Consider the following 21,792-nt stretch of genomic DNA (forward strand, 5'->3'; position numbering starts at 1 on the left):
GTTACACGCTGACGCGAACGTGCAGCGGCTCCGTCGCCTCCTTGCCCGCCGGTGAGCGCACCCCCACCTTCACCCAGACCCCGTACGGCACCTGCGACCAGTCGAAGGGCACCCACGCCGTCACGATGCCCTCGGCCATCGCCTCGTTGGGGACGTCGGAGACCGTGATCGGCAGTTCCGACGAGCCGCCGGGCCAGTTCAGCGTGATCGTGCCGCTGTCGAGGTGGTAACCGCGAACCTCGATGCCGTCCTGGCCGGCCGAGCTGGTCCTGATCGCGTCCACCGCGATCGGCCGGTCGACGTCACCCGCGACCTCGTCCTTCAGCGCGGGCTCGCCGCAGGTGAAGAAGTCGCTCCACATGTAACTGACGACCTTCTGGACGTAGCGCCCGGTCATGGCGATCGCGGCGTCCAGGCGCGGTTTGTCCGTCTTGCCCCTGGTGCCCTGCGGCTGGCACGGCTGGGTGGCCGAGGGCTCGAAGGACTCGACGTTGGCCCAGAGCTCGACCTCGTAGCCCTCGTCCACGAGCTGGTCGCGGACGACGCTCATCTCCCTGTAGTAGTCGCGGGTCGAGCCATGGTAGGCCGTGCCGTACGTGGTCACGCCGACGAGCGGCTGCAGCCGCTTGTCCACCTCGTCGTCGCGCTGGTCGGGCCAGAACAGGCCGACCTTGCCTGTGCCCCTGCTGTCCTGGGGCGCGATGATGCCGACCCCGGATTTCGCCAGCGCCCTGAAGCCCTCGGCCACCTGCTTGGGCGTCTGGCCGAAGGGCACCCGCTTGCGGGCGTCCATGTAGGGGCTGACCAGGATGGGCTTGCCCGGCAGTTCCTGCTCCACGATGTCGTGCTGCTCGGCGTAGATCTGCAGGGTCGGGTTGTTGACCAGAGTGGCACCCAGCTGCAGCTCGAACGGCTGGTAGAAGCCACCGAGCGAGGCCCTGTCCTTGAAGCGCGCGCCGTAGTCCTGCATGAGCCTGCGGGTCAGCGTGGTCAGCGTGCCGAGGTGCTCGGGGTTGGCCCTCGTACTCGCCTTCGGGTCTCGAGGGGCCACCGGCAGCGAGGGGAAGACCTGCACGCCGAACGTGTCGCCCAGCTCCAGCAGCTTCTTGAGGCTGTCCTCGGCGGCCGCGGCGATGAGGATCAGGTCGTAGGTGCCGGCCTTGCTGGAGAAGTCACAGGTGGAGTCGTCGGAGCCGTCGGGCGCGGTGATCAGCCGGTAGTAGACGCGCTTGCCGGCTTCGATGGTGCGTTCCATCCCAGGACAGCGGAAGAGGCCGGGGCCGAAGTGCTCGTCGGTCCTGTAGACGTAGGTGCGGCCGATCCTGTTGCCGGGGTTGGCCGCCTTCAGGTCCTGCTCGGCCTGGTTCCAGCAGTTCTCGCAGTCGGTGTAGCGAGGGTCGACCTCGCCGTCCTTGAGGATCCGGCCGTCGGTGACCGTGCGGTACTGCAGGCCGTAGCCGATCCTGATGACGGTGTCGCCGCCGGCCTGGTGGATCTCCTCCAGCTGGTGACGCCACGTGCACGGGTTGCTCGACGGCGTGATCCAGTAGCCGGTGATCGCGTACTTCTTGACGCCCTGCAGCTCGAAGGTGCCGCAGTCGTCGGTGTACTCCTTGGTCGTCGGCTGGGGCAGGCTCTTTGTCTGCGAAGCCGACGGCGTGGACGGCGTGTCGACCGCGGTCGGCCTGTTGTCGGGGAGGACCACGACCACGGCCGCGATGGCGGCCAGGATCGCCGCCCCCAGGAGCACGGTGAGCCAGCGCACGTTCAGGAACCTACCGCCCTAGTGATCTGCCGCGGATAAACCACTACTTCTTGACGCCCGCCCAGGACTCCAACTGCGAGACGAACCTCCGGGCCGAGTTCGGCCAGTGGTGGTTGGCGCGGGCCGCCGCGTAGCCGCGGGCGCCCATCGCGTGCCGCTCCCTCTGCTCGTCGCGCAGCGACAGGACGGCCTGCGCCACGGCCTTGGGGTCCTCCCAGGCCACGACGATGCCGCTCTCGTACCGCTCGACCAGCTCGACCGCGCGAGGCGAGGGAGTGGTGATCACCGGAATGCCGTGCGCCATGTACTCCACGATCTTCGTGGGCATGGAGTGCCGGTAGTTGGGCTCGTCGTGCAGCAGCGACAGCCCCGCCAGCGCGCCGTCGAGCCGCTTCAGCGCCTCGTCGTTCGGCATGAAGTCGCGCCACTCGAGCACGCCCTCGGCCACCGCCTGGTTGAGCGCGGGCCGCGACTGCGGGTCGGCGTAGCCGATCAGCTCCACCGCCACCCTGTACGGCTGCAGCAGCCTGCCGACCTCGATCGCCTCCTGGACGCCGCGCGCCCGAGAGAGCCAGCCGAGGTAGACCACCCTGTCGTCGCCAGGCGGCGTGACCGAGTCGGGCACCCATGTCTCGTTCGGCACGATGAGGTGGGCGTGCTTGAACCTGCCCGCGTAGGCGGTCTCGGCCAGCAGCAGGTGCAGGTGGCGCTCGGCCGTGCCCTCCAGCATGCGGGCCAGGAAGCGCACGGGCGGACGCAGCAGCGACGGCAGCCACGGCTTGAGCGAGAGCGTCGCAGGGGTGTCCTCGTGCACGTCCCAGACCACGGGCGGCCTGCGGCGCACGCCCCAGATCGCGAACAGCAACTCGGGGTCGTGGATGAGCACCAGGTCGACCTTGTCGCGCATGCGCTTGAAGACCTTGCGGGCCGCCCATACGGCCCTCATCCTCTTGCGCTGCGCCGCCCTCGGCAGGTCGACGCCGTTGACCCACGGCCTTGCGACCACGCCGTGGGCGGAGAAGGACGCCGCGTACGTGACCTCATGACCGGCATCCACGAGGGCGCGGATCTGCCGGTGCAGGATCCGGGCGTCCTCGGGGTTATGCACCACCGTCATGACGAGCACGTGCACTGCGCGCAGCCCCCTGTCGCTACAGCCGCTCGACGCGTTCACCCTCGGCGAGCACGCCTCGGGTGTCCAGCACGAGCCTGGCCCTGTCCTCGACCAGGTCGAGGTCGAACGCCGCGTGCTGCTGCAGCAGCAGCGTCACGTCCGCGTTCGACACGGCCTCGGCGAGATCCTCCTCACGCGGCACCAAGGTGCCGTCCACCGACCACTCCTTGACGTGCGGGTCCACGAACGAGAGCTCCGCGCCCAGCTCCAGCAGCGCACGGGCCACGGGCAGGGCGGGGGTCTCGCGCTCGTCGGCGATGTCGGGCTTGTAGGTGACGCCGAGCAGCACCACCTTGGAGCCGTTCACAGCCTTCCTGTGCCGGTTGAGCAGGCGCTGCACGCGGTTGACCACGTACGACGGCATCCGCTCGTTGATCTCCTGCGCCAGCTCGACGAACCTGAACGGGTAGCCGAGCTTGCGAACGGTGTAGGACAGGTAGCCGGGGTCGACGGGGATGCAGTGCCCGCCGACGCCAGGGCCGGGAAGGAACTTCTGGAAGCCGAACGGCTTGGTCGCCGCGGCCTCGATGGCCTCCCAGAGGTCCACGCCGAGCTCGTCGCAGAAGATCGCCATCTCGTTGACGAGGGCGATGTTGACGTGCCGGTAGGTGTTCTCGAGCAGCTTGGCCATCTCGGCCTCGCGGGTGCCGCTGACGGGCACGACCTGCTCGATGAACTGGCCGTAGAAAGCGGTGGCCCTGTCGCGGCAGGCGGTGGTGAAGCCGCCGACGACCTTGGGGGTGTTGCGCAGGCCGTACTTGGGGTTACCTGGGTCGATGCGCTCGGGCGAGAAGGCGAGCTGGAAGTCGACCCCGGCCGTGAGACCCGAGCCCTCCAGCAGCGGCCTGGCCACCTCGTCGGTGGTGCCCGGGTACGTGGTCGACTCCAGGACGACGAGCGTGCCCTTCGTCAGGTTGCGCGCGACGGCCTTGGTGGCGCCCTCGACCGCGGACAGGTCGGGACGGTGGTCCTCGTCCAGCGGGGTCGGCACGCAGATGACGATCGTGTCGCAGGTGGCCAGCACCGACTCCTCGAGCGTCGCGCTGAAGCCGTTGGCCAGCATGTGCTCGAGGTCGGCGTCGGTCAGGTCGTCGATGTAGGACTGACCGGCGTTGAGCGCGTCGACCTTGCGGGGGTCGACGTCGACGCCGACGACCCGCAGACCAGCCGCCACGGCCTCCTTGGCCAGCGGCATGCCGACGTAACCCAGGCCGATTACCGCCAGGTCGAAATCCGTCACGACATCGCCTTAGAACACTTCATGGTCGCAAAGGTTATCTCAAGTCCACCTAGCTCACGCCTAATGCGACTGAACCCGTCAGAACCGACAGCTATCTCGTAGGTCATCGGTCGGCAATGGACTGGTAAAGGCCACGGTAGGTCTCCGCCACGCGACTCCACGTGCGCTTGGCCGCCACTTCAGCCCGTCCGGCCTCACCCATCTCAGCCCGCCTGGCCGGGTCGTCCCGCAGGTCGGCCAGCGCCTTCGCGAGCGCCTCAGGGTCGCCGGGCGGGACGAGCAGGCCCGCGCCGTCGGAGCCGACGAGCTCGGAGAGAGCGGGCAGATCGCTGAGCACGACCGGCTTTCCGAGAGCCATCGCCTCGACGGGTTTCAATGGCGTAACGAGTCGGCAAACGCGGAGATCCTCACGCGGGCAGGCGAAGATGTCGATCGCCGACTGCGCCTGCAGGGCCTCCTCCGGGCCGACCCTGCCCGGCAGGATCGCTGACTTCAGCCCGAGCTCCTCGACCAGCTCGAGAAGGTTCTCCCTCTCGGTGCCGTCGCCGACGATGAGGACTCTGACCCCACGGGTCAGCGCGGCGGCCCTGAGCAGGGTCGCGAAGCCCTCGTAGGCCACGATGCTGGACACCGAGCCCACGACGATCTCGCCGGGCTCGATGCCGTAGGAGCGCCTGAACGCCTCGCCGTCGTAGTCGGCCGTCAGCAGCGAGTCGTCCACCGCGTTGGGCGCCAGGGTGATCTTCTCGCGCGGCACCCCGCGCTCGACGATCTCCTGGGCCATGGTCTCGGCCAGCGTGACGACCGCGTCCGCCTCGCGCATGAGGAAGGCCTCGCGCTCGCGCTGGAGCACGTGGCGCTGGCTGCCGATGCGGATCGGGTCGCGCGAGGCCCAGGTCTCCTCCAGGAAGCCGCGCACCTCGTAGACGAACGGCGTGCCGGTACGCTCGCGCACGGCGTGGGAGATGGAGCCGTTGCGGTGGTCGGTGGCCGCGTGCAGCACCTGCGGCTTCAACGTGGCGACCAGCTCGGTGACGCGCTCGGCGCCCAGGATGATCCGTCCGCGCGTCTCGAACGGCATCTCCTGCTGTCCGTCGGGCAGCAGCCGGTGATAGGGGATGCCCTCGAGCTCCTCGAAGGGCGCGGCGTCCACGTGACCCTGCAGCATCGGCCAGCCCCAGCTGGTCACGACGTGCGGGTCGAGCCCCTTCGCCTTCTGCGCGGTCACGATCCTGTGCGTGCGCACCGTGTAACCCGCCTGCGTGTACGGCAGGGCGTTGGTCACCACGTGCAGCACGCGGCCGGCCACCCGCTCGCCGATCGCCACCTTGGGGCGCGGCGGGATCGGCTCAGGGCTGATCGCGGCCAGCTCGCCCCGGTAGTAGGCGGCCCTGCGCTTCACGAACGGGTACTTGGTGTGCGGCTCCAGTGCCTCGGCCGCCTCGCTCACCCTGCCCTCGTTCCAGTACGCCTTCGCATCGTTCCACGGGGCCTTGACCACCCGCATGCTGACCTTGCGCACGGCGCGGCGCACCTTGCGGGCGGCGGGCCAGGCGACCCTGCCCACGACGGGACGCAGCCTCGGCGGAAGAGCGTCCGCCGCTGCCTGCGCGACCCTGACGGGGTCGGATTTCACCTTCGCCGCGACGACGCGGGAAACGATGATGGGGTGCTGGATGAAGCCCTTGAGAAGTCCACCGACTCCGGCCCTTGCCGACTTGGCGGAAACCTTTGGTCTGGCGTCGGATACCACGCGGTGACCGTACCATAGGCAACGTTTTTCCCCTTCCGCTATGAAAGGCGAGGTAGATGAGGGAGAACCCCCTGGTCCTCCATGTCCTCGGCGCCCGTCCCAACTTCGTGAAGGCCGCCCCCGTGGTGCGCGGCCTCGACGAACTGGGCGTGCGGCAGGGCATCATCCACACCGGCCAGCACTACGACGCGCTGATGTCCGACGTCTTCTTCGCCGACCTCGGACTGCCCGAGCCGGTGGCCAACCTCGGAGTCGGATCGGGGACGCACGCCAAGCAGACCGCGGCCCTGCTCGTGGGGCTCGAGGAGGTCGTCGAGGCGCAGGAGCCCGACCTCGTGGTCGTCTACGGCGACGTCAACTCCACGCTGGCGGCCATCCTCGTCTGCGCCAAGCTCGGCATCCCGACCGCCCACGTCGAGGCCGGCCTGCGCTCCTTCGACCGCGGCATGCCGGAGGAGGTCAACAGGATCGTCACCGACTCGCTGTCGGACCTGCTCTTCGCCACCTCGCCGGAGGCGCTGTCCTACCTGGCGACCGAGGGCGTGCCCGCCGCCAAGATGCACCTCGTCGGCAACCCGATGATCGACAGCCTCTTCGCCGCGCTGCCCTCGCTCGACTCCTCCAGGCTCGAGGGCATACCCGCTCGCTATGGCGTGGCCACGCTGCACCGCCCCGCGAACGTCGACTCGCCCGAGGCCGCCGCCGAGCTGGTCTCCGCGGTCCTCGAGGTCTCCCGTCAGATCCCGCTGGTGGTGCCGATCCACCCCCGTGGGCGCGCCCGCCTGGCGGCGGCCGGGCTCGTGGACGGGCCGGGCATCAAGGTCGTCGACCCGCTCGGCTACGTCGACTTCCTCTCCCTGGTGAAGGGCGCCGCGCTGGTCGTCACCGACTCGGGCGGCGTGCAGGAGGAGACCACCATGCTCGGCGTGCCGTGCCTCACGGTCAGGCCGAACACCGAGCGGCCCATCACGGTCACCCACGGCACCAACCGGCTCGTGACACCGGCCGCGCTTCCCGCCGCCGCCTCCAAGGCGCTGGCCGACGGGGCCTCGACCCCGGCGGGAGAGCTGCCCGTCCTGTGGGACGGCGCCTCGGGCCCCAGGATCGCGCGGGTGATCGCCGCGTGGTTGAAGGGCGAGAATCTGTCGCCTGCCTCACGAAACGGACGGCTCTAGCCGTACCATGACAGACCTCCTTTGACACGTTAGGGCGAGCGGATGTCTTCAGAAGAGCCGACCTTTCAGCGACTCGGGCCGATCAACTGGCTACCTGAGGATCGCAAGCTCGTCGAACGGTACGAATCCGAGATCAAGGAGCTGCGGCGGCGCCTGGAGATAGCCGAGGCGAAGGCCGAGTACGCCGCCTGGAAGCTCCAGGCCACCCAGGCGAAGCGCTCGTTCAAACTGGGCGAGGCGCTGACGTCGAAGAAGCCTGGCCGTGTGGTCGCCGCCGTGCGCTCACACGAGAAGGCGCCCAAGCCGCCGCAGCCGGTCTCGGAGGTGACCGAGCTCGCGGGCAAGCGGCCGCCGCTGGTCGAGGTGCCCGCGGTGAAGTGGCCGACGGGCCCGATCAACAGGCCCGACCTGAAGGTCGCGGTCATCTTGGACGACTTCTCCAGGATGGCCTTCCGCTACGAGTGGGACCAGATCGAGTTCGGGCTGCGCGACTGGCCGGAGATCTTCGCCGACAAGCGCCCCGACCTGCTGTTCTGCGAGTCGGCCTGGCACGGCAACCAGGGGCGCTGGCGCTACCAGATGACGGGCAGCAACGCGCCGAAGCAGGAGCTGCGCGACCTCGTCGAGTGGTGCCGCGCCGAGGGCATCCCCACGGTCTTCTGGAACAAGGAGGACCCGCCCAACTTCGACTTCTTCATCGACACCGCCAAGCTGTTCGACTTCGTGTTCACGTGCGACGGCGACATGGTGCCGAAATATCGTGAAGTTCTGGGACATGACCGGGTCGACGTGCTGCAGTTCGCCGCCCAGCCGCGCGTCCACAACCCCATTCAGCAGAAGCAGGGCCGCCTGCACGACGTCGTCTTCGCGGGCATGTACTTCCGCGACAAGCACCCCGAGCGGCGCGAGCAGATGGAGACCGTGATCGACCCGATCAGGGAGCTCGGCCTGCACATCTTCGCCCGCAACGGCTCTGTGGACGACAAGTACGCCTGGCCCGACAAGTACGAGCCGCACATCGTCGGCGAGCTGCCCTACGACCAGATGCTCGCGGCGTACCGGATGTACAAGGTCTTCCTGAACGTCAACTCGGTGCTCGACTCGCCCACCATGTGCGCCCGCCGCGTCTTCGAGCTGTCGGCCTGCGCCACGCCGGTCGTCTCCGGCTGGTCGCGCGCCATCGAGGAGACCTTCGGGCCGCTCGTCCCCATCGCCCGCGAGCCCCTCGAGTCCTACAACCAGGTGCTCCATCTGCTCAACAGCCCCGAGCTGCGCGCCCGCATGGGCCACCTCGCCATGCGCGAGGTCTTCGACAAGCACCTGTTCTCCCACCGCGTGGACCAGATCCTCGGTCTGCTCGGCCGTCCCGTCTCGCAGCGGACCCGTTCGATCTCGGTGGTCCTGCCCACCAACCGCGCCGCGCAGCTGGAGCACGCGATCTCCTCGGTCGCCAAGCAGATCCACAAGCCGCTCCAGCTCGTCATGGTCCTGCACGGCCTCGACATCGACCCCGTCGTCGTCGCCGACAAGGCGCGCATGGCGGGCATCTCCGACGTCGTGGTCCTGCCCGCCGCCGCCGAGCTGTCGCTCGGCGCCTGCATGAACCTGGGCATCGCGGCCGCCGACGGCGAGCTCATCGCCAAGATGGACGACGACAACCTGTACGGCGAGCACTACCTGTCGGACCTGGCCCGCGCCTTCGACTACTCCGACGCCGAGCTCGTCGGCAAGGGCGCCCACTACACCTACTTCGAGGGCACCAACACCACGATGCTCCGCCTGCCCGGCCTGGAGCACCGCTACACGTGGCTGGTCCAGGGCGGCACGTTCCTCGGCAAGGCCGAGATGTTCAAGTCGTACGGCTTCGCCGACATCACGCGCGGCGAGGACACCCACCTCGTCCGCCGTCTGAAGGAGGACAAGGTCAAGATCTACTCGACGGACCGGTTCAACTTCGTCTACTGGCGCAGCGCCGACTCGGCGATGCACACCTGGCAGGCCGACGACATCAAGCTGAACCGCGTCGCCCAGTTCTCCTTCGTCGGCCACCCGGCCGCCCACGTCATGCTCTGACGGCACGAGCGCCTTTTACCCGTCTCTCTCCGGTCGAGGGGACGCCCGAGGCGGGCGGTCAGGTGAAGGACTCGCCCCATGCCGTCCTTCGGCTCGATGGCGGCGAACGGCAGCGCCGCGGCCTCCACCTCGTGTCCTGACGCCTTGGACAGCGAGGTCGCGAGCCTGTCGTGGTCGAAGGCGGGTTCGCGGGTGCCCGCGGCGGGGTCCACGAGGACGAACCTCGTCCCCGAGGGGGTCTTCACGACGTACCGGAAGCGGGCGCCGATCCATCGCGGCCTGACCTTGTCGCCGAGGACGAGGGCCGAGCGGTTGTGCTGGAGCAGGCGCTCCGCGGTCCTGTAGACCGTGACATCGAGCCGGGTGGTGTCGCCCATGAGGGGTCGTGCCCTTCTTCAGTGAGTGACGAGCGCGTCGGCCTGGGCGTCCTGCGCGGCGGAGGCCGTACGGTCGCGCATCACCAGGACGGCGAGCAGCGCCGCGGCCAGGACGCCGCAGGCGCCGAAGAGGAAGGTGGTGGACATGCCGGCGGTGAAGGCCTCGCGGGCGGCTTCGGCCAGCCCCGCGTCGGAGGTGCGGGCGGCGATTCCGAGCGCGTCGGCGATCGAGCGACGGGCCTGGTCGGAGGCCGAGTCGGGCATGCCGCCCGTGTAGCCGGCGGCCAGGACGCTGCCGAGGACGGCCACCCCCAGCGCGGCTCCCGCCTGCTGGATGGTGTCGTTGAGCGCGGATCCGACACCCGCCTGCTCGGCCGGCACCTCGCCCATCAGCGCCCCGATCGCCGCGGGCATCGCCAGGCCGCTGCCCGCGCCGATGAGGACGAGCGCGGTGGCCGGCACCACGAAGCCGTCGGCGGGCGAGACGATCGCCAGCACGCCGAAGCCCGCGGCCATCACGACGAGCCCTGCGGCCGTCATGGGCCGGTTGCCGATCTTCTGTCCCAGGGTGGCGCCGAGGGTGTTGAACGCGAGCACGGCCACCGCCATCGGGATGAAGGCCAGGCCCGTCTGCGTGGGCGTGTACCCGAGGACGAACTGCAGGTACTGGGTCAGCACCAGCAGCAGCCCGCCGTTGCCGACCTGGACCAGGGTGAGCGAGAGGCTGCCGCCGCTGAAGTTGCGGTTGCGGAAGAGACCGAGCGGGACCATCGGGTACGGCGTGCGCAGCTCCCAGACCACGAACCCGGCCAGCCCGGCCACCGCGACGATGGCGGCGGGCACCGAGAGTCCGTGCTGAGGAAGCTCGATGATCACCCAGACCAGGGCGGTCAGGCCGACCGCGGAGAGGATGGCGCCGAGAGGGTCGGGCTTCTGCCACGGCCCCCTGGACTCCGGCATCCAGACGACGGCCGCGACGATCGCGCCGATCGCGATCGGCACATTGATCAGGAAGACCGCGCCCCACCAGAACTGCGCGATGAGCAGGCCGCCCACGACGGGTCCGCCCACCATGCCGAGCATGGCCACCGAGCTCCACACCGACATCGCCTTGCGCCGCTCGGTGTCGTCGAACACGGTGATGAGGATCGACAGCGTGCCCGGCATCACCAGCGCGCCGCCCACGCCCATGACCACGCGGGCGGCGATCAGCTGGCCTGGGCTTCCGGCGTAGGCGGCGACCAGGGAGGCGACGCCGAAGAGCGCCAGCCCGATCATCATCACCTTCCTGCGGCCGAACCGGTCGGACAGGCTTCCCGAGGTGAGCAGCAGGCCGGCGAAGACCAGGATGTAGGAGTCGATGATCCACTGGATGTCCTGGGCGCTGGCCTTCAGGTCCTCGGTGAGCGGCGGGATCGCCACGTTGAGCGCCATGTTGTCGATGACGAGCACCAGGGTGCTGAGGCACAGCACCACCAGGATGAGCCAGCGGCGTGGGTGACGAACGTCCATCATGCAACCTCTCGAACGGTGAGCGCGTACAGCGTGCGCTCGATGCGAACACTGTACGCACAGTGGAATGATGTACGCAAGCCGCGCACGACGTGCACTATCGTGGAGGTGGACAGAAGAGGAGACCCACATGCCAGCCGAGAAGCAGCCGATTCCCTCGGTGTGGGCGCGACCCCGCCCGCAGAAGCAGCAACCCGCCCTGAGCAGGGCGCAGATCGTGTCGGAGGCCGTCAAGTTGCTCGACGCCGAGGGCATCGAGGCTCTGAGCATGCGGCGTCTGGGCACCCAGCTGGGGGCCGCGGCCACCTCGCTCTACCGGCACGTGGCCAACAAGGACGAGCTGCTCGAACTCGTCGTGGACGAGATCTACGGCGAGGTGGCGGTGCCCGAGGCCGAGGACCCAGCGCAGTGGCGGGCGGCCATCAGCTCCTGTGCCCACAGCCTGCGGACGACAGGCCTGCGTCACCCGTGGCTGACGGCCATGCTCGGCCACGCGGGCCTCGTCTATCTGGGGCCGAACATGATGCGGGTCTCGGACCGCGTGCTGGCCATCCTGAGGGCCGCTGGCTTCCCTCCCGGCGAGGCCGACCAGGCCATCAGCAGCGTCATCGCCTACGTCATCGGCATGACCGGCAGCGAGGCGGCCTTCCTGTCCCTGCTCGCCCGCACCGGCTACACCGAGCAGGAGTGGATCGAGCAGCTGTGGCCCGCGGCCGAGCAGGCGGCGCAGGAGCACGACCGGCTGCGAGAGGAGTTCGCTGTGCAGCGCGGCCAGGATCCGGTGCGGGCCCGCGAGGAGAACTTCGTCTACGGTCTCGACCGGATCCTCGACGGCCTGCAGCTCCGGCTCGACCAGCTGAGCGGGTCCCGCTAGGGAGGAACCCGCCGCCGAGCGAGATCGCCCGGCTCAGCCGGGCTTGCGGACCAGCAGGTAACCCTGGGGCGTCTTCTCGACGGTCCCCTCTACGGGTTCACGCACCAGCCTGGCCCGCACCTCCAGGCCGGCCATGGCGAGCAGCTCTGCCACCCGGTCGGGCTGCCGCCGGTGGAAGACGAGCGACATCGGACGGCCAAACCCCTCCGTCCTGCGCCCGGACTCGTCGCCGACCTGGAAGACGAGCAGCAGGTGGCCGCCTGGCGCCAGCACCCTGTGGAACTCGGCGAACACCTCGGGCAGCCGCTCGTCGGGGATGTGGATGATCGAGTACATGGCGACGACGCCGCCGAGGGAGCCGTCGTCCAGGTCGAGGGCGAGCATCGACCCCTCCTCGAACCGCAGCCCCGGATGGGCGGCCCTGGCCACCGCGACCATCTCGGGCGACAGGTCGACGCCGAACGCGGTCAGGCCCAGGCCGTCCAGGTGTGCCGTCACGCGGCCGGGACCCGACCCGACATCGGCGACGGGCCCTCCTCCTGCGGCCTTCACGAGCTCGGCGAAGGCGGCGAGCATGGCCCTGTCGAGCGGCTTGCTCGCCAGCTCGTCGTGGAAGAGCGCGGCGTAGTCAGCCGCCACGGCGTCGTAGGAGGCGCGCGTGTCGCGCAGGAAGTCCGGTTCGATCACGGCGGAACACCCTAGCCTCACCCGAAGGCGCTGAAAACGACCTCGGGGCGGTCCCTGTCGGCGTACAGCCGCCAGGCCGCGTCGGCGATCTCGTCGGGGTCGAGCGAGGAGACGCCCGCGTCGCCGAACCGCTCGGGGTTCGACTTCACGAACCGGTGGATGTCGCCGCGTTCGATGAGCCCGCCGATGGTGAGGGTGCCCGCGTACACACCCTGGTCGGCCAGCCCCGCGTGCAGGGTCAGGGCGTAGTTGCGCAGCGCCGCCGACGAGAGCGCCAGGTTGCCGAGGGGCGGCATCGGCACGACGGCGCTGAGGCCGCCTGCGAACAGCAGCGCGCCCTCGCCCCGCTCGATCATGCCGGGCAGCACCTTGGCGACCACGTCGACAGCCGGGTAGACCCAGCTCATCGCCGTCCGCACGTCATCGGAGTCGATGCGGGTGATCGGCGTCGGGTGGGCGTCGGGGTCCAGCGCGCCAGGTCCGTAGTAGAGGAGGTCGATGCCCTCGTGCCGCTCGGCGACGGCGTCGAGGGTGGCGGAGATCAGGTCGCGGTCGCGCACGTCGGCGACGTGCGCCTCGGCCTCGATTCCGGCCTCCGCCAGCGACTTGACGTATCCGGCGTGCCGGACGTCGCTGCGGGAGACCAGGGCCACGGTGTAGCCCTCACGGCCGACGCGATGCGCGACGGACATGCCGAGCCCCGGTCCTGCTCCGATGACGACGGCGGTCCTGCGGGGGGAAACGGACATGGCACTGCCCTCCGAGTCGATAAGTCGAGATGACCCTCAAGTTATCGGGACGGTATCATGAAGCTGAGGCTTCCCTCGACTTAGGTGGAGTGACGACAGGGTGACAGGAACCAGGCCGTTGCGGGCCGACGCGGCGCGCAATCGCGACAAGCTGCTGGTCGCGGCCACCCAGGTGTTCGGCGAGCGCGGCATCGACGCGCCGCTCGAGGAGATCGCCCGCAGGGCGGGCGTCAGCATCGGCACGCTCTACAACCACTTCCCGACCAGGCAGGCGTTCTTCGACGCGATCTTCCCCGAGCGGCTGGCCGCCCTCGACAGGATGGCCGCGCAGGCCCTGGCCGACCCCGACCCCTGGAACGGGTTCGTCGGCTTCCTCCACGCGCTGTTCGCGCTCCAGGCGCAGGACCACGGGCTCAACGACGCCCTTGCGCGGCGCTTCCCCGTGACCGGCGAGGCGAACGACGCCTGCCACAGCGGCCTCACGCAGCTCGACCGGATCATCGAGCGGGCCAAGGAGAGCGGGCAGCTGCGCGACGACTTCGAGCCGCAGGACCTGGCCACCCTGGTATGGGCGATGTCCCAGGTCATCAGGGAGGCGATGGAGGCCGCGCCGCAGGCCTGGCGCCGGTGTTTGGCCTTCTTCCTGGACGGCCTGCGCGCGGGCGCCGCTCACCCCATCGCCGAGCCGCCCCTGACACGCGTCCAGCTCGCCGAGGTCACGCGGACCTCGGCGAGCCGGGCGTGAAGCGGGTCCCCGTCACCGCTCCCTGGTGTCGCTCCAGCCCGCCTCGACGACGGCGCTCGAGCTCGAGACCGTGCCGGGCGCCAGGCCGGCCCAGAGCCCGCCGGGCCTGACCACGACGCTCTCCCTGCCGAGCGCCCTGCCGCTCTCCTCGTCGATGATCAGCCGGTCCCGCACGACGCCACGGCTGGTGTCGGCGTTGTTCACCTTCACGTCGGTCTCGATGGAGACGGCCGTGCCCTGCCTGCCCTGGGAGTCGGTGACCGTGCCGACCGAGGTCACGGACGGCAGCGCGGCCAGCATCCTGAAAGCGGCCCCGCGCACCTTGGCGCTGACCGGCATGTCCGTGATCAGGCCCGCGCTCACCCTGAACAGCCAGGCGTCCTCGCCCATGGGCCGGTCACCTTCGGTGTCCTTGCCCTCGTAGTGCTCCAGCAGCCAGGCCTTGAGCCCCGCCTCGTCCTCGGGCAGCGAGGCGAGGTCGGCGAGGGTGACGTTGCGGCCGAGCCAGTAGGCGTACCTGCTCTTGTGGTGGCCGGTGTGCGGCTTGCCCGCCCCCGTCGTGACGAGCCTCATCCCGCCCTTCTTGCCCGGCACCGGGATCTCGACCTCCTCGGGCGAGCCTGCCGCCTCCCACCTGGCCCTGTCCTCGTCCGTGGCCGGCTCCGCGGCGAGGGTCCTCATCTCGGACCACTGCTCGCCGGCGGTGACCCAGGTGCGGATGCGCTGTTCCTGCGCCATCACGTAGCCGGCGCTCGCGACGAACAGCATCCTGTCGACCGACTCAGTGTGCCAGAACCTGCCCGTCGTGGCCGGCTCCCGCTCCGCGCGGGAGGCCGCGACGAGCAGCACCTCCTGCGCCGACAGCTTGACCGTCTCGCTGACCTTCGGCTGGGTGAGCGCCTGCGAGGGCGCACGCGGTGCCGTGCCGCCGCCCGTCCCCGCCGTGAGCACGGCGAAGGCGGTGACGGCGGCCGCCGCGCCCGCGAGGCTCAGCCCCCACACCGGACGCAGGTTCCTGCGCCGCCTGGCGGGCCTGCCCTGCGCCATGGCGTGGGCCAGCTCGGCGCGCCTGGTCTCCTCGTCCACGGGACCGTCGCCGAGGTGGGCGGGGCGGGCGGCGCGCAGTTCGTCGATCGGGTTCATGACCACTCCTCCTTGAGACCGATCCTGGACATGGCTGGGGCGGTGGGCTCCATCTCCTGCTGGAGGCGCTTGCGCGCGCGGTGCAGCCGCACCTTGAACGCGGGCACCGAACAGCCGACGACCCTGGCCGCGTCACGCGAGGAGAGCCCCTGCCAGGCGACCAGGATGAGCAGCTCACGCTCGTCCTGGGTCAGCCTGGCCATGGCCCTGAGGACTCCCAGGCGCTCGGCCACCTGGTCGGCGACGTCGCCCACGACCCATTCGCGCAGCTCCCTGGCGAGACTCTCACGCCGCGCCTCCTCCCTGACGGAGTCGCGCAGCACGTTCCTGGCGATCCCCAGCAGGTACGGCAGGGCGTTGCCGGGCACCTGGTCGAGCTTGCGCCAGGCGATGGCGAACGTCTCGCTCACCACCTCGTCGGCGACCTGCCGTCCAGCGCGGGCGACCACGTAGGCCCACACTCGCTGACGGCATTCGTCGTACATGGTGGTGAATCGTTCTCGCTCATCCGTCACCGCCCCAACTCCTCATGTCCCGGTGTTCGTTGACACAGAGAAGTGGTCCGAGACCCCTGAAAGTTACAGAGCCGCCCGAGATGCTTTCTCAAACCCTCGCGGGGAAGCGGTAGTCCTTGAGCTTGATGGAGTTGGCGGCCTTGGTGCTCAGCTTGTCGAGGAATCCGACCAGGAAGCTCGACGCGAGGATCTTGTAGACGCGGTTGCGGCGACGCACGTTCTTCGGCGCGAAGAACCCGCCCGCGCCCTCGGCGACCCGCTGGCAGGCCTTGGCGTAGCCGCGGATCCGCTCCTCGTAGCGGGCGAAGGCGACCTCGTGGTCGCCTCCCGCCTCGGCGAGCTCTCCCGCCAGGACGTAGGCGGCGATGAGCGACATGCCCGCGCCCATGCCTCCCATGGTCGCCCCGTAGCCCGCGTCGCCGATGAGGGCGACGCGGCCCCTGGTGCAGCCGTCCATGTGGATCTGGCTGATCGAGTCGAAGTAGAAGGTGCCCGAGCTCTCCAGGTGGGCGAGGAGCTCAGGCAGCTCCCAGCCCGCCCCCTCGTACGCCTCGGCGAGCAGCCGCTTCTGCCTGTCGAGGTCGCGGTGGTGGTAGTCGAGGGAGCCCGAGGCGAAGACGCACCCCACGGTGACGGAGCCGCTGTCGTGCTCCGAGGGGGAGACGAGCGCGCCACGGCCGGGCTCGCTGTACATCAGCGCCCTGCCGCCGAGAGCGAGATGATTGGGCGCGTCGAAGAGCCCGACGTAGTAGCCCGACGACTTCAGGAACCGCGACTCCTCGCCGAAGGCGAGCCTGCGCACGTTGGAGTGCAGGCCGTCGGCGCCGATCACCAGGTCGAACCCGCGCCTGGCGCCGCTGTCGAAGACGACGTCCACGCCGTCGGAGCTCTCGGTCATGGCGGCGATGGAGTCGTCGAAGACGTACTCGGCGCTCTCCCTGGTCAGGTCGTAGAGCAGACGGGAGAGGTCACCACGGGTGATCTCCACGGCGCCGCCGGTGAAGGAGGCCGGCAGGCGGACCTGCTCGGCTCCGTCGGCGTCGATGAGGACCAGCGGCCCTGGCTCGGTCCTGCGCCTGCGGACCTCCTCGAGGATCCCCATACGCTCCAGCATCGTCAGGTGCGCCTCGCCCCGGAAGTCGACCGCCTGGCCGCCCTCCCTCAGCGCGGGGGCCCGCTCGACAACGGTGACGGCATAGCCGGACCTGATGAGCCAGTACGCCATGGCGGGCCCCGCGAGGCCGGCGCCGGAGATCAACACGTGCTTGGTGGTGGTCGTCATGGGGGAAGGTTCGCCCTGCCCGCTGACGGGCCACGCACCGCGCACGCACCCGGCGCGGTGAGCGTCATGCGTCGCGCGTCAACGCGGGGTCCTCGTCGCCCGTTCGAGCCGTTCGTAGGCCTTGCGGCTCTGCTCGGCCAGCCCGGCCTCCTTGACCTCTCGCGCCACCACGAGCAGGCTCATCACCACCCTTCCTCGCACGACCGCCACCGATCCGACCTCCAGGCGCTGTCCGCCGCCAGAGACCGCCGTGACGTAGGCGCGCGACCGGTCACCGAGCGGCGGCAGGTCGATCTGCCTGGTGGTGTAGGTGACCCGCTCGCCGTCCACCACCGCCCTGTACGAGGCGCACCTGCCCGGCAGCTCGGCGGGGAAGGCGGCGGGCAGCTCGACCAGGGCCTGGGTGACGGAGCCCGCGTCCGAGCTGTAGGCCACGACCGCCGCGGGGGCCGAGCGCACCTCGGGGGCCGCGGCGTCGAGCGCCGGGGTGGTGGCGCAGGAGGACGAGCGGCGCATCGCCGCCGGCCCCGCCCCGGTGGCGCGGAGCGTGCCGTACGGGCCTGACTCGGGACCGTAGGCGACGCGCATGCCGGCAGGCGCGGGAAGGAGGGCGGCGCCGAGACCGGGAGCGGGCACAGGGGCGGAGGAAGGCGCGGCCTTTTCTGTCACCGCGCATCCTGAAATAAGCGCCACCGCCGTACATATTCCGGAAACCGCCTTGAACATGCTCTCTCCCTTTCCCTGACTCCCCTCCTTTCTAGGGCAACGGGCCTGGTCATCCACGATGGTCAGCGGAACGTTCCCGTTCACGAATAGCGCGGCAAATGTTTATCGAAGCGCTGCGCGCCCCAAGGCGGCATTTCCGGCCGCTCGTGATGATCAGGTCATGGAGATTGATCCGCGCCGTTCGCGCGAACTCGGCATGGGCCGCCCCATCTCCCGCCGTGACTTCTTCGACGGCGTCGCCATGGCCGCGGGGGCCGCCGCGCTCAGCGGTCTCGCCGGCTGCGGTCTCGGCGCGAACCTGGGAAGAATCGGCACCGACGACCTCGAAGTCCCCTACGCCGTGCGCTTCCCTCCCACGCTGACCGGCCTGCAGGGCAACACCCCCGCCGCCCTGAGCGTGCCCCACGCGCTGCGCGACGACAGGTTCTGGCAGTACGCGGGGACACCGCGGGCCACGGGAGAGACGTACGACCTGGTGGTGGTCGGCGGCGGCATCAGCGGCGTCAGCGCGGCCTTCGAGTGGCAGAGGCTCAACCCCGGCGCGCGGATCCTCATCCTCGACAACCACGACGAGATCGGCGGACACGCCCGGCGCAACGAGTTCACCCACAGAAGCCGCAGGGGCCCCCTGATCGGCTGCGGCGGCTCCCAGTCGATCGAGGCTCCCTCCGTCTGGACGGAGGAGGGCAAGGCCCTGCTCGACCAGCTCGGCGTCGAAGTGCACAGATTCGAGGAGTACTACGACCAGGAGCTCTACTCCGGGCTCGACATGTCCGACAGCGTGATGTGCGACAGGGAGAGCTTCCCCGCCGAGAAGCTGGTCCGCCTCACCGACGACCTCACGCCCGAGCAGTTGGCCGAGCAGCTCCCGATCGCCGACCAGGCGAAGACAGACCTGATCACGCTCTACGAGGACCCACCCGACTACCTCGAGGGCATGTCGAGGAAGCAGAAGCAGGAGCAGCTCGCCTCGCTGACCTACTCGCGCTACCTGCTTGACGTCGCCAAGGTCCACCCCGACGTGGAGCGCTTCTGCAGGACCATGTCCAACGACGAGTGGGCCTACGACACGACCACCTTCGGCGCCATCGACGCGTGGGGCAGCGCGCGCGGCTGGAACTACCCGGGCTTCAAGGGGCTCGGGCTCGACAACGACAAGCCGTCCAGGTACAACTCGCCGACCATGATCAAGGAGTGGGGCGCGGAGGATCCGTACATCTACCACTTCCCCGAGGGCAACCAGGCGCTCGTACGGATGATGGTCGGCAGGATGATCCCCGGCTTCGCCAGCGCCACCGACATGGACGCGATCACCACCGCCTCCTACGACTACGGCAGGCTCGACCTGAGCACCAACAAGGTGCGCTTCAGGCTGGCCAGCCCCGTGGTCTCCGTCGCCAACGACGGCGCGCCGGAGAGCGCGACCAGCGCCACGGTCGGCTACTTCGACGGCCACACGATCAGGACCGTCAGGGCGGGCGCGGTGATCATGGCCTGCTGGAACATGATGATCCCCTACCTCATGCCCGAACTGCCCTCCGAGCAGCGCGCCGCGCTGCGCCAGGCGGTCAAGATGCCGATGCTGTACGCCATGGTCCAGTTGCGCGACTGGAAGGCGTGGCACACGGCCGGCGTCGACCGCGTGCGGTGGACCGGCGCCTACTGGTGCGTCTCCAAGCTCGACCACCCGGTCAGCATGCCGGGCTACGACTTCCCCAGGAGCCCGGACGAACCGGCGAACGTCCACATGATCGCCACCCCCGCGAAGGGCGGCATGGCACCGGCCCAGGGCGCCGTCGCGGGCAGGCACGCGCTGATCAGGACGCCCTTCGCCCACATGGAGTACACGATCCGCGACCAGCTCACCAGGCTGCTCGGCTCGGCGGGGTTCGATCCCGAGCGGGACATCGAGGCGATCACCGTCAACCGGTGGGGCCACGGCTACGCGCCTGAGTACTGCCGGCCGTGGAACGCCTTCTATCCCGACGGGCCCTTCCCTGCCGATACCGCTCGCAGGCAGTTCGGCAGGATCGCGATCGCCAACTCCGACTCGGTCCCCGCCGCCTCCGCCGACGCGGCGATCACCGCGGGACACCGGGCGGTCTCGGAGCTGATGGCGCTGTGAGGCCCTGGCTGAGGATCTTCTTGATCGGGCTCGGCCTCTGGGTGGCCACGGTCATCGTCACCGCGGTGACGGCCAACTCCACCCTCATCCCGACCCTGGTGCTGCTGGGCAGCTTCCTGGTGCCCGTGACGTTCGTGGTCTGGGCCCACGGGCGGGACCGCTCGCCCGAGATCACCGTCGAACTGCTGTTCAACTGCTTCGTGATCGGCGGCGTGCTCGGCGTCCTCGGGGCCTCGGCCCTGGAGACGTGGCTGCTCAAGCCATCCCTGGTGATCTTCGTGGGCGTCGGGCTCATCGAGGAGGGCGTGAAGCTGGCCGCGCTGCTCTTCGTGACCAGGCACCTGCTACGCCGTACCGCGCGGGACGGTCTGGTGCTCGGCGGGACGGTCGGCTTCGGGTTCGCGGCGTTCGAGAGCGCGGGCTACGCCTTCAACGCGCTGTTCACCGAGGACGGGCTGTCACTGCGCCAGCTGGTGGAGACCGAGGTCCTGCGGGGCCTCCTGGCGCCCGTCGGCCACGGACTGTGGACGGCGATCGTCGGCGGCGTGCTGTTCGCGGCTCACGGGCGCCTGACGGGCAAGGTGATCATGACCTACCTCGGCGTCGCGCTGCTGCACGCCCTCTGGGACTCGATGAACGCCATCGCCATCGGACTCACCCTGGTGTTCACCGGCCGGCCGTGGCAGTTCAGCCAGCTGCGCATCGGCAGGGTCCCTCAGGTCAGCGAGCAACAGGTGCACCTCTACACCGCGCTCGACTGGGGCGGGCTGCTGCTCATCTCGGTGATCGGGGTGCTGTGGTTGCGCTCCATCGCCCGCGCGCCTACCGTACGGGTCGTCGAAGGGCCGTGAACGCCCACGACAGCCTGGGCTCCACCGCCCAGTGGAAGGCCGCGCGCACCGGCGGGGTGCACAGCAGGGTCGCCACGACGACGCCGAGCGCGATCGACACGGGCACGCCGAGCTCGAAGCGCTCGGCCGCCTTCACCACGAACCCGTGGAGCAGGTAGGCGTACATCGTCGCGGCGCCGAGCCCCGAGAACCACGTCCGCCGCGAGGGCGTCACCGCCATGAACGCCGCCACCAGCACCACGCCCGCGGCCAGCATCCCCAGCCTGGCCATGCTGCCGGTCAGGTCGTCCACCCCGATCGCCGCGTTCGCGTGCCGCCACCTGATCCACTCCGTGGCGATGCCGTCGTGCAGCAGCAGCGCGGCCACCAGCCCCGCCGCGAGCGTGACCGCCCCCACGACCTTCATGTACGGCCTGCGCAGCGCCTCGACGTGCTCAGGCCTCAGCATGAGCCCCAGGACGTAGAACGGCAGCAGGCCGAGCGTGCGGTTCATCGACAGCTCGTCGGGCAGCGCGCTGGTGCCCGACAGCAGCGACAGCCCCACCGCGACGACCAGGGGCCATCGCAGCTGCTGCCAGACCGGCGTGGAGAGCCGCCACAGGAACAGCGACATGAGGAACCACGTGAGGTAGTAAGGGTCGAGCAGGCTGATCTCGAGCTTGCCGTACAGCAGCAGCCTGGGCAGCGAGTAGGCCAGCTCGAAGAGCACGTACGGCACCGCGAGGGTGGCGATCAGCTTGCGCGCCTTGCCGCTGGAGAAGGTGAAGTTCCTCGACAGGTAGCCGCTCAGCGTGATGAAGAGCGGCATGTGGAAGACGTAGACGTAGAAGTAGAGCGCGTGGGCGATCGGGTCGTCACGCAGATCCTCGATCATGTGCCCGCACACGACGAGCACGATGGCCAGGAACTTGGCGTTGTCGAAGTAGGGATCCCTGTCGCTCACAGCCCACGGACCCTAGCCAGGGCACGGCGAACGCCGGGTGTCGCGCGGCCGAACCCTTGCGGGCGGATCGGCGCACTAATCAT

General features: G+C 69.7%; 19 protein-coding genes. 6 read left to right on the top strand and 13 right to left on the bottom strand.

Going from position 1 to position 21,792, the window contains the following annotated elements; translation table 11 throughout:
* Position 1: 1 nt before the first annotated feature.
* From ABFX55_RS35355 to ABFX55_RS35370, 4 genes are all read right to left on the bottom strand, one after another.
* On the bottom strand, positions 2-1,765 hold the full coding sequence (locus tag ABFX55_RS35355) for a DUF4434 domain-containing protein (RefSeq protein ID WP_346127140.1): 1,764 nt from the start codon (positions 1,763-1,765) through the stop codon (positions 2-4).
* A gap of 43 nt (positions 1,766-1,808) precedes the next feature.
* Positions 1,809-2,897 carry a glycosyltransferase gene (locus tag ABFX55_RS35360; RefSeq protein ID WP_183652582.1) on the bottom strand — a complete coding sequence of 363 codons (1,089 nt, stop codon included), beginning with the start codon at positions 2,895-2,897 and terminating at the stop codon, positions 1,809-1,811.
* Positions 2,898-2,916: 19 nt separating this feature from the next.
* A complete protein-coding gene (locus ABFX55_RS35365; protein WP_346127142.1) occupies positions 2,917-4,179 on the bottom strand; it encodes a nucleotide sugar dehydrogenase in 1,263 nt (420 codons plus the stop codon).
* 103 nt (positions 4,180-4,282) lie between these two features.
* Entirely contained in the window at positions 4,283-5,932 is a 1,650-nt protein-coding gene (locus ABFX55_RS35370) for a glycosyltransferase family 4 protein (protein WP_346127144.1), read from the bottom strand.
* Between the two features lie 56 nt (positions 5,933-5,988).
* On the opposite strand from ABFX55_RS35370, the gene wecB reads away from it, so the two are divergent.
* Complete coding sequence (wecB, locus tag ABFX55_RS35375; protein WP_346127146.1) at positions 5,989-7,107, top strand: non-hydrolyzing UDP-N-acetylglucosamine 2-epimerase; 1,119 nt, start codon at positions 5,989-5,991, stop codon at positions 7,105-7,107.
* Between the two features lie 42 nt (positions 7,108-7,149).
* The gene (locus ABFX55_RS35380) at positions 7,150-9,180 is read left to right on the top strand and encodes a glycosyltransferase family protein (RefSeq protein ID WP_346127148.1); all 2,031 of its coding nucleotides are present in this window, start codon (positions 7,150-7,152) and stop codon (positions 9,178-9,180) included.
* Here the strand turns inward: ABFX55_RS35380 and ABFX55_RS35385 are convergent.
* A complete protein-coding gene (locus tag ABFX55_RS35385; protein WP_346127150.1) occupies positions 9,066-9,557 on the bottom strand; it encodes a hypothetical protein in 492 nt (163 codons plus the stop codon). The two genes, ABFX55_RS35380 and ABFX55_RS35385, sit on opposite strands and share 115 nt — an antisense overlap.
* 18 nt (positions 9,558-9,575) lie before the next feature.
* A complete protein-coding gene (locus ABFX55_RS35390; protein ID WP_346127152.1) occupies positions 9,576-11,072 on the bottom strand; it encodes an MFS transporter in 1,497 nt (498 codons plus the stop codon).
* Positions 11,073-11,199: 127 nt separating this feature from the next.
* Here ABFX55_RS35390 and ABFX55_RS35395 point away from each other — a divergent pair, with 127 nt between their 5' ends.
* Positions 11,200-11,943, top strand: a complete 744-nt coding sequence (locus tag ABFX55_RS35395; protein WP_346127154.1) for a TetR/AcrR family transcriptional regulator — start codon at positions 11,200-11,202, stop codon at positions 11,941-11,943.
* Between the two features lie 33 nt (positions 11,944-11,976).
* Here ABFX55_RS35395 and ABFX55_RS35400 read toward each other — a convergent pair whose 3' ends face one another.
* Both ABFX55_RS35400 and ABFX55_RS35405 read right to left on the bottom strand, forming a co-directional pair.
* A complete protein-coding gene (locus tag ABFX55_RS35400; RefSeq protein WP_346127156.1) occupies positions 11,977-12,630 on the bottom strand; it encodes a class I SAM-dependent DNA methyltransferase in 654 nt (217 codons plus the stop codon).
* Between the two features lie 17 nt (positions 12,631-12,647).
* Positions 12,648-13,379 carry an SDR family NAD(P)-dependent oxidoreductase gene (locus ABFX55_RS35405; protein WP_346127158.1) on the bottom strand — a complete coding sequence of 244 codons (732 nt, stop codon included), beginning with the start codon at positions 13,377-13,379 and terminating at the stop codon, positions 12,648-12,650.
* 100 nt (positions 13,380-13,479) lie between these two features.
* Between ABFX55_RS35405 and ABFX55_RS35410 the strand changes: the two genes are divergently transcribed.
* A complete protein-coding gene (locus ABFX55_RS35410) occupies positions 13,480-14,124 on the top strand; it encodes a TetR/AcrR family transcriptional regulator (RefSeq protein WP_346127160.1) in 645 nt (214 codons plus the stop codon).
* A gap of 12 nt (positions 14,125-14,136) precedes the next feature.
* Here ABFX55_RS35410 and ABFX55_RS35415 read toward each other — a convergent pair whose 3' ends face one another.
* From ABFX55_RS35415 to ABFX55_RS35430, 4 genes are all read right to left on the bottom strand, one after another.
* Positions 14,137-15,267, bottom strand: coding sequence for a CU044_5270 family protein (locus ABFX55_RS35415; RefSeq protein ID WP_346127162.1), 1,131 nt, complete (start codon positions 15,265-15,267; stop codon positions 14,137-14,139).
* Positions 15,264-15,782, bottom strand: coding sequence for an RNA polymerase sigma factor (locus ABFX55_RS35420; RefSeq protein ID WP_346127164.1), 519 nt, complete (start codon positions 15,780-15,782; stop codon positions 15,264-15,266). The genes ABFX55_RS35415 and ABFX55_RS35420 overlap by 4 nt, the downstream gene beginning before the upstream one ends.
* An 88-nt stretch (positions 15,783-15,870) precedes the next feature.
* Positions 15,871-17,064: an FAD-dependent monooxygenase gene (locus tag ABFX55_RS35425; protein WP_346127166.1), complete on the bottom strand. Its 1,194-nt coding sequence runs from the start codon at positions 17,062-17,064 to the stop codon at positions 15,871-15,873.
* 78 nt (positions 17,065-17,142) lie between these two features.
* Positions 17,143-17,733 carry a hypothetical protein gene (locus ABFX55_RS35430; protein ID WP_346127168.1) on the bottom strand — a complete coding sequence of 197 codons (591 nt, stop codon included), beginning with the start codon at positions 17,731-17,733 and terminating at the stop codon, positions 17,143-17,145.
* Between the two features lie 217 nt (positions 17,734-17,950).
* Here ABFX55_RS35430 and ABFX55_RS35435 point away from each other — a divergent pair, with 217 nt between their 5' ends.
* Both ABFX55_RS35435 and ABFX55_RS35440 read left to right on the top strand, forming a co-directional pair.
* A complete protein-coding gene (locus ABFX55_RS35435) occupies positions 17,951-19,915 on the top strand; it encodes an NAD(P)-binding protein (RefSeq protein WP_346127170.1) in 1,965 nt (654 codons plus the stop codon).
* Positions 19,912-20,766, top strand: a complete 855-nt coding sequence (locus ABFX55_RS35440; RefSeq protein WP_346127172.1) for a PrsW family intramembrane metalloprotease — start codon at positions 19,912-19,914, stop codon at positions 20,764-20,766. Before ABFX55_RS35435 ends, ABFX55_RS35440 begins: the two co-directional genes overlap by 4 nt.
* On the opposite strand, the gene ABFX55_RS35445 is transcribed toward ABFX55_RS35440, so the two are convergent.
* The gene (locus tag ABFX55_RS35445; protein ID WP_183652632.1) at positions 20,738-21,709 is read right to left on the bottom strand and encodes an acyltransferase family protein; all 972 of its coding nucleotides are present in this window, start codon (positions 21,707-21,709) and stop codon (positions 20,738-20,740) included. The two genes, ABFX55_RS35440 and ABFX55_RS35445, sit on opposite strands and share 29 nt — an antisense overlap.
* Between the last annotated feature and the right edge of the window lie 83 nt (positions 21,710-21,792).

The sequence above is a fragment of the Nonomuraea roseola genome (genome assembly GCF_039535395.1).
Classification (GTDB): domain Bacteria; phylum Actinomycetota; class Actinomycetes; order Streptosporangiales; family Streptosporangiaceae; genus Nonomuraea; species Nonomuraea roseola.

Coding starts and splice junctions, on each gene's coding strand:
- wecB (WP_346127146.1), top strand. CDS start 5,989: ATGAGGGAGAACCCCCTGGTCCTCCATGTCCTCGGCGCCCGTCCCAAC.
- ABFX55_RS35380 (WP_346127148.1), top strand. CDS start 7,150: ATGTCTTCAGAAGAGCCGACCTTTCAGCGACTCGGGCCGATCAACTGG.
- ABFX55_RS35385 (WP_346127150.1), bottom strand. CDS start 9,557: ATGGGCGACACCACCCGGCTCGATGTCACGGTCTACAGGACCGCGGAG.
- ABFX55_RS35390 (WP_346127152.1), bottom strand. CDS start 11,072: ATGATGGACGTTCGTCACCCACGCCGCTGGCTCATCCTGGTGGTGCTG.
- ABFX55_RS35395 (WP_346127154.1), top strand. CDS start 11,200: ATGCCAGCCGAGAAGCAGCCGATTCCCTCGGTGTGGGCGCGACCCCGC.
- ABFX55_RS35405 (WP_346127158.1), bottom strand. CDS start 13,379: ATGTCCGTTTCCCCCCGCAGGACCGCCGTCGTCATCGGAGCAGGACCG.
- ABFX55_RS35415 (WP_346127162.1), bottom strand. CDS start 15,267: ATGAACCCGATCGACGAACTGCGCGCCGCCCGCCCCGCCCACCTCGGC.
- ABFX55_RS35425 (WP_346127166.1), bottom strand. CDS start 17,064: ATGACGACCACCACCAAGCACGTGTTGATCTCCGGCGCCGGCCTCGCG.
- ABFX55_RS35435 (WP_346127170.1), top strand. CDS start 17,951: ATGGAGATTGATCCGCGCCGTTCGCGCGAACTCGGCATGGGCCGCCCC.